This window comes from Streptomyces sp. NPDC054961 (assembly GCF_053609145.1).
On the sequence record NZ_JBSGWY010000018.1, the window covers coordinates 107,453 to 117,456 of the forward strand.

Annotated in this window: 7 protein-coding genes and 1 pseudogene; 3 read left to right on the forward strand and 5 right to left on the reverse strand. The window is 72.0% G+C overall.

What is annotated here, in order from left to right:
• Positions 1-17: 17 nt before the first annotated feature.
• Positions 18-1,823 (reverse strand): aspartate--tRNA ligase, encoded by a 1,806-nt coding sequence (gene aspS / locus ACWF9Z_RS18365; RefSeq protein ID WP_453603303.1) that lies wholly within the window; start codon positions 1,821-1,823, stop codon positions 18-20.
• Between the two features lie 136 nt (positions 1,824-1,959).
• On the opposite strand from aspS, the gene ACWF9Z_RS18370 reads away from it, so the two are divergent.
• Complete coding sequence (locus ACWF9Z_RS18370) at positions 1,960-4,197, forward strand: SpoIIE family protein phosphatase (protein WP_453603305.1); 2,238 nt, start codon at positions 1,960-1,962, stop codon at positions 4,195-4,197.
• A 38-nt stretch (positions 4,198-4,235) separates the two neighbouring features.
• Positions 4,236-5,333, forward strand: a pseudogene (locus tag ACWF9Z_RS18375) (AI-2E family transporter); the annotation flags it as partial.
• Positions 5,334-5,551: 218 nt separating this feature from the next.
• Here ACWF9Z_RS18375 and ACWF9Z_RS18380 read toward each other — a convergent pair.
• The 4 genes from ACWF9Z_RS18380 to ACWF9Z_RS18395 form a co-directional block, all read right to left on the reverse strand.
• Positions 5,552-6,553, reverse strand: coding sequence for a pirin family protein (locus ACWF9Z_RS18380; protein ID WP_453603307.1), 1,002 nt, complete (start codon positions 6,551-6,553; stop codon positions 5,552-5,554).
• Positions 6,554-6,674: 121 nt separating this feature from the next.
• Entirely contained in the window at positions 6,675-6,842 is a 168-nt protein-coding gene (locus ACWF9Z_RS18385; protein ID WP_453603309.1) for a hypothetical protein, read from the reverse strand.
• A 130-nt stretch (positions 6,843-6,972) separates the two neighbouring features.
• Positions 6,973-7,347, reverse strand: a complete 375-nt coding sequence (locus tag ACWF9Z_RS18390) for a hypothetical protein (protein WP_453603312.1) — start codon at positions 7,345-7,347, stop codon at positions 6,973-6,975.
• A gap of 133 nt (positions 7,348-7,480) precedes the next feature.
• On the reverse strand, positions 7,481-7,900 hold the full coding sequence (locus ACWF9Z_RS18395; RefSeq protein WP_453603313.1) for a hypothetical protein: 420 nt from the start codon (positions 7,898-7,900) through the stop codon (positions 7,481-7,483).
• 191 nt (positions 7,901-8,091) lie between these two features.
• Between ACWF9Z_RS18395 and ACWF9Z_RS18400 the strand changes: the two genes are divergently transcribed.
• Positions 8,092-9,861 (forward strand): helix-turn-helix domain-containing protein, encoded by a 1,770-nt coding sequence (locus tag ACWF9Z_RS18400; protein ID WP_453603315.1) that lies wholly within the window; start codon positions 8,092-8,094, stop codon positions 9,859-9,861.
• Positions 9,862-10,004: the final 143 nt, after the last annotated feature.

Consider the following 10,004-nt stretch of genomic DNA (forward strand, 5'->3'; position numbering starts at 1 on the left):
ACGGCGGCCGCTCCGGCCTACTGGTGGGGCTTGACCGACTTCTCCACCGGCTCGGTGGTCTTGGTCTCCACCGGCTTGCGCAGGGCGATGTTCAGCTCGCGCAGACGGGACTCCTCCAGGATGGTGGGCGCCCCCATCATCAGGTCCTGGGCGTTGCCGTTCAGCGGGAAGGCGATGGTCTCGCGGATGTTCGGCTCGTCGGCCAGCAGCATCACGATGCGGTCGACACCCGGGGCGATGCCACCGTGCGGCGGGGCGCCGAGGCGGAACGCGCGGAGCATGCCCGCGAACTCGCGCTCGACGGTCTCGGCCTCGTAACCGGCGATCGCGAAGGCCTTCAGCATGACCTCGGGCTCGTGGTTGCGGATGGCGCCCGAGGACAGCTCGATGCCGTTGCAGACGATGTCGTACTGCCAGGCCAGGATGTCGAGCGGGTCCTTCTCCTCGAGGTCCTTCATCCCGCCCTGCGGCATGGAGAAGGGGTTGTGCGAGAAGTCGATCTTGCCGGTCTCCTCGTCCGCCTCGTACATCGGGAAGTCGACGATCCAGCAGAACCGGAAGACGTTCTCCTCGAACTGGCCGGCGCGCTTGGCGGCCTCGACGCGCACGCCCGACATGATCTTGGAGACCTCGGCGAACTCACCCGCCCCGAAGAACACGGCGTGCCCCGCGGCCAGGCCCAGACGCTCGGTGAGGACCTTGACGTTCTCCTCGGTGAGGAACTTGGCGATCGGGCCGGTCAGGCCGCCGTCCTCGCCCACGCGGACCCAGGCCAGGCCCTTGGCGCCCAGCGAGATCGCGTACTCGCCGAGGCCGTCGAAGAACTTGCGCGGCTGGGCAGCGGTGTCCGGGACGGCCAGGGCGCGCACGTGCTTGCCGGCGAACGCCTTGAACTCCGAGCCCTCGAACACGTCGGTGATGTCGACGAGCTCCAGCTTGGAGCGGAGGTCGGGCTTGTCGTTGCCGTACTTCAGCATCGACTCGCGGAACGGGATCCGCGGGAACGGGGAGGTGACCTCACGGCCGCCGCCGAACTCGGTGAAGAGCTCGGTCATCAGGCGCTCGATCGGCTGGAAGACGTCCTCCTGCTCGACGAAGGACATCTCGACGTCGAGCTGGTAGAACTCGCCCGGCGAGCGGTCGGCGCGGGCGTCCTCGTCGCGGAAGCAGGGCGCGATCTGGAAGTAGCGGTCGAAGCCCGAGATCATCAGCAGCTGCTTGAACTGCTGCGGCGCCTGCGGCAGGGCGTAGAACTTGCCCGGGTTCAGGCGGGACGGGACGACGAAGTCACGGGCGCCCTCGGGGGAGGTCGCGGTGAGGATCGGGGTCGCCATCTCGTTGAAGCCGAGGGCCACCATCTTGGAGCGGATCGCGGCGACGACGGCCGAGCGCAGCATGATGTTGCGGTGCATGCGCTCGCGGCGCAGGTCGAGGAAGCGGTACTCCAGGCGCCGCTCCTCGTTCACCCCGTCGTCGGTGTTGATCGTGAAGGGCAGCGGGGCGGAGGCGCCGAGCACCTCGACCGCCGAGACCTCGATCTCGATCTCGCCGGTGGACAGCTCCGGGTTGACGTTGTCAGCGCCGCGCGAGACGACCTTGCCGTCGATCCGGACGACCGTCTCCTTGGTGACCGCGCTCAGCGCCTCGTTCGCGGCGGTACCGGGACGGGCCACGAGCTGCGTGATGCCGTAGTGGTCACGCAGATCGATGAAGAGGATGCCGCCCAGGTCTCGACGATTGTGCAGCCAGCCGCTCAGCCGGACGTCGGAAGCGACGTCGGAGGCACGGAGCTCGCCGCACGTGTGGGACCTGTACCGATGCATCAGTCATCCAGTTCTACGGGATACCAGGGTGGATTCAACCGTCCCAAGGTTACCGTCCGGGCCGGGTGCCGTGCGGGCGCGCCCGCACGGGACGGCGAACAGGCACGTCAGGCGTATGACCTGTCAAGATGACGGGGTGCGCACAGAGGACGTCCTGGCCGCCATCGCGACCGGCTTGTGGCGATGGGACAACGCCTCCGGGACGGTCACCCTCGACAGCGAGGCCGCCCGGCTGCTCGGGCTGCCCGCCGAGCCCGTGGACCTGCCCGAGGTCGCCGTACGCTCCCGGTTCCACCCGGTGGACTGGAACGAGATCAACGGCATCGTCAACCTCGCGGTCGCCGAAGGCACCCTCGCCGAGGCACGGCTGCGGATCATGGACGAGGACGGGCGCGTGCTGCGCACCGTACGGAGCCGCTCGAAGCCGGTGGCGAACCGGACGGCCGACGGCCGCATCGACTACGAGCTGATCGGCACCATCCAGGAGATCGCCGAGGCCCAGCCCGGCACCACGGCCGTGCACACCCCCATCACCGGCGACTGGCGCCGCTCGCGCGAGGCGTTCCTGCTGGACGCGGGGCGGGCGCTGGCCGAGGCCCGCTCCACCGCCGAGGTCCTGCGGGTGGCGGCCTCGCTCTCCATGCCCGGCTTCATCCCCGACGGGCTGGCCGTCTTCGGCGTGTCCGGCGACCGGCTGTCGATCATCGGGCACCACGGGCACGACCCCGGGGACGAGGGCCCCTTCGCGGACATGCCGATGGAGACCGACTACCCGGCCGCGGAGGTGGTCCGTACCGGGCGGGCGATCTACCTCCCCAGCCCCGAGGACTACAAGCGGCGCTTTCCGGCCACCTGGCCGCTCGCCCAGGGCTTCGGCCGGATCTCCTGGGCCTTCCTGCCGCTGATCGTGGCCGGACGGACCATGGGCGCGTGGATGGCCGCCTTCAAACACCCGGTGTCCTTCTCCCCGGACGAGCGCTCCGTCCTGACCACCGTGGCCCGGATGCTCGCGCAGGCGCTCCAGCGCGCCGGGGTGGCCGAATCCGAGCGGGAACTCACCACCGGCCTGCAGCGGTCGATGATGCCCCAGCTCGGCCCCGAGATCCCGGGCATGAAGATCGCCGCGCGCTACGTCCCGACCGGCGGCGGGCTCCAGGTCGGCGGCGACTGGTACGACATGATCCCGCTGCCGTCGAAACGGTTCGCGCTGGTCATCGGCGATGTCCAGGGCCACGACGTCCGGGCCGCCGGGCTGATGGGGCAGCTGCGGATCGCGGTGCGCGCGTACGCCTCCGAGGGCCACCGGCCCGACGCGGTGCTCTCGCGCGCCTCCCGTTTCCTGGCCGGGCTGTGCTCGACCCAGGAGGCACCGGACGACACGGCCGACTCGGACGACGCCGACTTCCAGAGCCCGCGCTTCGCGACCTGCCTGTACGTGGAGTGCGACCCGCAGACCGGCCTGCTGGAGGTGGCCCGCGCCGGGCACCCCGACCCGGCGATCCGGATGACGGACGGCACGGTCCTGATCCGGCCCACCGCCGGCGGGCTGCCGCTCGGCATCGTGCCCGACACCGACTACCCGACGACCCGTTTCACCCTGGAACCGGGCGAGACGATGATGCTGTGCACCGACGGGCTCATCGAGACGGGCGGACACGACCTCGACACGGGCTGGGCCCGGCTGCGGGCGATCCTGGAATCGGACACACAGGACGTGTCCGAAGCGCAGGACGCGCAGGACGCGCTGCGGGACCCCGAGGGCCTGGAGCCCCGCCACCTCGAGCCCCCGCACCTCGAACGACTGGCCGACCTGCTGGTCCAGGCGGTGCACGGCCCGTCCTCGCACCACACCACGGGCCCGCTGGCCGACCGGCGCGAGGACGACATAGCCGTCGTCCTGCTGTGCCGCGAGGGCGCGGGCTGCGGCTGCGCGACCCCGCTGCTGCACCCGTCCGTGCCGACCCGGCGGACCATGCTGACGGTCGCGCAGGCCGAGCCGGAGCGGGTCGCGGGGGTGCGCCAGCAGATCCGGGAGCTGCTGCACGACTGGGCGGACCCGGAGCAGGTGGACGCGACGGTGCTGATGGTCTCCGAGATGGTGACGAACGTCCTGGTGCACACGGACGGGGACGCCCTGCTGACGGCGCAGGCGGTGGGTGAACGGGGCGCGCGCCGGCTGCGGGTCGAGGTGGCGGACGGCTCCGACGAGCTGCCGCACAAGCGCCAGCCGGGCGAGATGGCGTCGAGCGGGCGCGGCGTCCTGCTGCTGGAGATGCTGGCGGACGCCTGGGGCGTGGATCCGCGCGGCGAGGGCAAGTCCACCTGGTTCGAACTCGCCGAGCGCTCCAAACCGGAGTCCGACCGGCTGGACTGACGCCCGGGCGCGGGGCCCCTCCCGTGCTTGGATACAGCGTGCCGACTCCTCCGCTGCCCGAACCCGTGCGGCGACTCGCCGCCTGGTGCGTCGTCGTCCTCCTCGTGACCGCCGTACTGGCCCTCGTCGTGTGGCTGTGCACCGTCTTCAAGCTGGTGGTCACGCCCGTCCTGCTCGCCGTGCTCGGCACGGCCCTGCTCGGTCCGCTGCACCGCCGGCTGGTCGGCAGGAAGGTCAACCGCTCGCTCGCGGCGGCCCTCACCTGCCTCGCCGTGATCGCCGTCGTCGGCGGGGCCGCGTACGTCGTGGTCCTCGCCCTCCTCGAGACGGGCGACCAGATCGTCGACGCCCTGCGACGGGCCGGCCAGAGCGTCGCCGATCACTTCGGGGCGCTCGGGACCTCCGTGGAGGACATCGCCGAGAACTCCAGGGACCTGCTCGCGAAGTTCGGCGGCACGGCCGCCTCGGGCGTGGTCACCGGGCTCAGCGTGGTCGGGACGATGATCGCGACGGCCCTGCTGTCGCTGGTGCTGATCTTCTTCTTCCTCCGCGACTCCGACCGGGCCGTGGGAACGCTCCGCTCGATGGTGCCGAGCCGTTCGGGCGACCTGATGGAGGCGATCGGGCGGCGCGCCTACGAGGCCGTCGAGGGCTTCATGCGCGGGACCACCTTCGTGGCCCTGGTCGACGCCGTGCTGATCGGCGCGGGTCTGCTGGTCCTGGACGTGCCGGGCGCCGTGGGCCTGGCCGCCCTGGTGTTCGTGACCGCGTACATCCCCTACCTCGGCGCGTTCCTGTCGGGAGCCGTGGCGGTCCTCGTCGCCCTCGCCGACCGGGGCTGGGTGACCGGCCTGTGGACGCTGGGTCTCGTCCTGGCGGTCCAGATGATCGAGGGGTACGTGCTCCAGCCCCTGGTGCAGAGCCGCACGGTGCAGATGCACCCGGCGGTGGTGATGCTGGCCATCACGGCCGGCGCGAGCGTCGCCGGCATCCTCGGCATGCTCCTCGCCGTCCCGCTGACCGCGGCCGTGTTCGGGATCATCGCGGAGCTGCGGTCGCGGTACGAGGGCGGGGCGGGGGCGGAGACGGGCACGGGCACGGAAAAGCGGGGGGGGGGGCGCGGGGGGTGCCCCGCCCCCCCCCCACTGGGGGCGGCCCCCAAGACCGCAAAACTCCGGGCGAGCGACCGCCCCCCCCCCGGGCGGGCCGGGGGGGGGGCGGGGGGGGGGGGGGGGGGGGGGGGGGGGGGGGGGGGGGGGGGCCGGGGGGGGCGCCGGGGGGGGGGGGCGCCCGCCGGGGCCCCCCCCCCCCCCGCCCGTCAGTTGGTCAGCCCGTCAAGGTCCGTCAAGGTCCGTCAGGCGTCCGACGCCTCGCCCGTGCCGCGGTGGCCGAGACCGGTGCGCGCCGTGGTGGGGATGCGGCCCAGCCGGCCGGCCTGGAAGTCGTCGAACGCCTGCTGCAGTTCGTGCTGGCTGTTCATGACGAACGGACCGTAGTGCGCCATCGGTTCCCGGATCGGCCGGCCGCCGAGGAGGACGATCTCCAGCGCCGGGGCGTTGGAGTCCTGGCTCTCGTCCGCCCGCAGGGTCAGCGAGCCGCCCTCGCCGAAGACCACCGTCTGCCCGGTGTGGACGGGCCGGCGGTCCTCGCCGACCGTGCCGCGGCCGGCCATGACGTACGCCAGGGCGTTGAAGTCCTCGCGCCACGGAAGGGTGAGCCGCGCGCCGGGGGTCACCGTCGCGTGGATCATCGTGATCGGGGTGTGGGTGATGCCGGGGCCCTGGTGGCCGTCCAGCTCGCCCGCGATCACGCGGAGCAGGGCGCCGCCGTCGGGGGAGGCCAGCAGCTGCACCTGGCCGCCGCCGATGTCCTGGTAGCGCGGGGGCATCATCTTGTCGGAGGCGGGGAGGTTCACCCACAGCTGGAGGCCGTGGAAGAGTCCGCCGGACACGACGAGCGACTCCGGCGGAGCCTCGATGTGCAGCAGGCCCGCGCCGGCGGTCATCCACTGGGTGTCACCGCCGTTGATGACTCCGCCGCCGCCGTTGCTGTCCTGGTGGACGAAGGTTCCGTCGATCAGGTAGGTGACGGTCTCGAAGCCGCGGTGCGGGTGCCAGGGGGTGCCCTTGGGCTCGCCCGGCGCGTACTCCACCTCACCCATCTGGTCCATCATGATGAACGGGTCGAGGTACTGGTAGTTGATCCCGGCGAACGCGCGACGTACCGGGAACCCCTCGCCCTCGAACCCACCCGGGGCGGTCGTGACGGCCAGCACCTTGCGGGCGGTCGTCGTCTCCTGGGCGGGCTCCGCGACGCGGGGGAGCGTCAACGGGTTCTCCACAGTCACTGCAGGCATGGTCGGAACCTCCTTCTGCGTCGAGTTTAGTTGAAACTCGAACTTTCTGCCACACCCGGCAGAACAGAGGGGGCCCCGGGAGAATTCCCCCGGGGCCCGTGGCTCCGCGCGCGGCCGGGACTCAGCCGGTGCAGGCCGGGTCCGCGTAGCGGCACAGGCTGGCCGTGGTGGCCTCGGCCGGGGCCGCCGCCAGGGCGCCCACGCCCACGGCCAGAGCCACCGTGGCCAGCACCGCGGCCGCCTTCGCGCCGAGCCGCGTACGCCGTGCCGTGGAAGTCGTACGAGTCATCACTGCCTCCTCCTGTCGGAATGCCGGATCGCTCGGGGCCCCGGGCGGGCCCCCGCAGCGTCGATGTCCGGGAGTCGCGGCCGCCGCCGCGATCCTTTCGGCCGGGGCCCGAAAAGGCCCCGGCCCGCCGTTACGGCGAGACGATCACCGAGTTGACCGGCGTGAGGTTGCGCCACCGCCACGTGTCGATGCCCATGTCCTCGCAGCTGCCGCCGCCGCCGTAGCCCGTGCAGAGCTTGAACTTCCAGTTCTGGGTCTGGTTGTTGAGGATCCAGTGATAGTTCTCCTGGCCGCTGAGGTTGTACGTGCCGGCGTGGTCCCACTTCTGCGACACGGTGGTCGAGCCCACGCCCTCGGTGTAGATGCACGCGAAGCCGGACGGGCACCCCAGAACCTCATGATCGGAAGCCTGGGCCGGACCGGCCGCCAGGACCCCCGACCCCAGTGCCAGCATTCCGGTGGCCGCCACCGCGGCGAGCGCCGCACGGACCGACATACGCTTCATTGTTCGTCTCCCTTGTCGATGGAACAGGGGGACAACTCCCCCGTGGTTGCCCCCTGTGGCGCCGATGCTCCGCCGAGGGGGACAGGACTCGCGATGGTTTCGGGCGTGCCCGAAGGGTCACGCCCGGCGCCGTCTAGCAGGAGATGCTGTGGATGACCGCGTTCGTGGGGTCCGAGATCTTGTGCCAGCCGCCGCCCCACGCGAAGGGGGCCATGCCCGGGCCGACCACCAGGACGCCGTACGCCGTGCAGCCGCCGGGGACGTAGACGCCGTCGACGTCGACCCCGCTGAAGTCGCCGCCCATGGACGAATGGGGGAACACCCAGCGCTCCCACCGCACGCGGTCCTCGTCGGAATTTCCCCATTCCAGGGTGACGGCGATTCCGTGGTCGGTGGAATTCGTCACCTTCCCGCAGACCCAGTTGCACTCCCTTCCGGTGGCTCCCTCCGTGGCCGCCGCAGCGGGTTGGGCAGCCACGAGGGCAAGGCCCGCGAAAGCGACCATGGCGACCATTGCGGCTTTCGCCGAGCGGCGCAGATCGAGCAGAGACATGTCGCGCATTCCTCCGATATAGCCGTCTGTCCGCGGTGGCTCTCGGCCCCCGCTGCGACACAGCCTGCAGAAAGCCCGAGGCGTCCCGCAATGGCGTGGACTAGGCTGGGACGCTGGGATGATCAGCCCATCCTGACCTGCATAAATGCCGACTCCTGGGACGGATGTCCGGCACTGAGGGGGGATCGTCCGTGAGCGAGTCCAGCGCAGGACCCACGGAGGGGAAACGTCCGGGTCCGGCCGGATCGGCCAGGGCCCGGCAGCAGTTCGCGGAGCTGCTGACCGAGCTGAAGGACCGGCGCGGCTACAGCTACGAAACACTGGCCCGCAAAGCACACATGAGCCGCTCCTCGGTGCACCGATATTGCCGGGGGATCGTGATTCCCGTCGAATTCGGCACGGCGGAGCGAATCGCTCGATTATGCGGTGCGCATACCCGTGAGCTGTCCGACCTGTACCGCCTCTGGGTGGCGGCCTCCGCTCCGGAACCGGACAGGGAGGAGGGAACCGCACCCGGCGCACCCGCGGCCGGGCCGCAGCACGCGGCCACCACCGCGGCCACCGGTCCGGTGACCGCCCCGGCCAGCGGACCGGTGACCGCCCCGGACGTGCCACCTCGCCCCACGGCCCGGCCCGCCCTCGCCGCGCCACCCCGGCCGACGACCCGGCCCGCCCGCGTCGCCGTCGCCTCGCTCGCCTTCGTCCTGCTGGGGGTGCTCTCGCTGAGCGGTTCCACGCACTCCACCGGCCGGAGTCCGGCCGCGGCGCCCGCCGCGACCGCCACCCCCGCGGCCGCGCCGTGGACCCAGGCCCCGACCCCCGTGCCGAACGGCCTCTTCGGCATGACGCTCAACTCCTCGACCGGAGCCATGCCCACCTTCCAGGTCGACACGGTCCGCCTCTGGGACAGCCGGACCCGGTGGTCGAACATCCAGCCGCGGCGCGGCGAATTCGACTGGTCGGTCCTCGACCGGCTGGTGGCGGGCGCGAACACCGCCGGTCTGCCCGTGGTCTTCACGATGGGGGGAACTCCGGACTGGGCCAGCCCGGGCGGCCCGCACACGGCGTACGACGACGGATCGCGCACCAGCCCGCCCGACGACCTGGCCGACTGGACGGCCTTCGTCTCGGCGGTGGCCCGCCGCTACCGGGGCCGCATCGAGGCCTACGAACTCTGGGTCATGGGCAACGACCCTCACTACTTCAGCGGGAGCCCGGAAACCCTGGTCGAGATGACCCGGGAAGCGAAGGCCGTGCTCGACGCCGTCGATCCGGACGCGACCGTCGTCTGCCCCTCCATGGGCCGGCTCTGGGACGCCGAGGGGATGCGCGGGCTGGAGCGCTTCTCCGAACTGCGCGGATACGACTCCTGCGACGTCGCGGGGGTCAAACTGCACCAGCGCACCGCCTCGGACCCGCCCGAACAGCTGCTCGGCCTGGTCGGCGAGATCGACCGCGCCTTCCACCAGGGCGGCTCGCACCCCAAACTGTGGAACACGGGCACCACGTACGACATCCCGCTCCAGAAGCCGCTGGAGGAGCCCGCGGCCTCCGCGAACGCCGTCCGCTTCTTCCTCACCGGGCTGTACGCGCGCTACCAGCGCATGTACTTCTACAACTGGGGCGGCAGCAAGATCCCCATCGTGATGCAGCCCGACGGACAGCCGCCGACCCAGGCCGCCCTGTACGTCGAGGAACTGCGCCGCTGGGTACACGGAACGCGGATCCACTCGTGCGGGAACGGCGTGGCGGCCGGCCTGCCGGTCGGCGTCTGGCAGTGCCGGTTCGACCGGGACGGGACCGAGCTGGTGATCGTCTGGCACGCGACGGGCACCGCCCGCATCCCGGCACCGAAGCAGGTGACCGCGGTGCACCACCTCGACGGCACCGTCTCGGCCGTCCCTGCCGATCGGACGGTCGAGGTCGGCACCCTTCCGGTCCTGCTCGACCCGGCTCCCTGACCCGTCGGACCCGCGGGGGGGGGGGCGCCGGGGCCCCCCCCCCCCCCCCCCCGCACCCCCCCCCGGGGGGCCCCCCCCCCCCCCGGCCCGGCGCCGAGTGGTCGTCCGCCGTGGCGGCGGGCCGGGGGGGGGGTAGGGCGCGC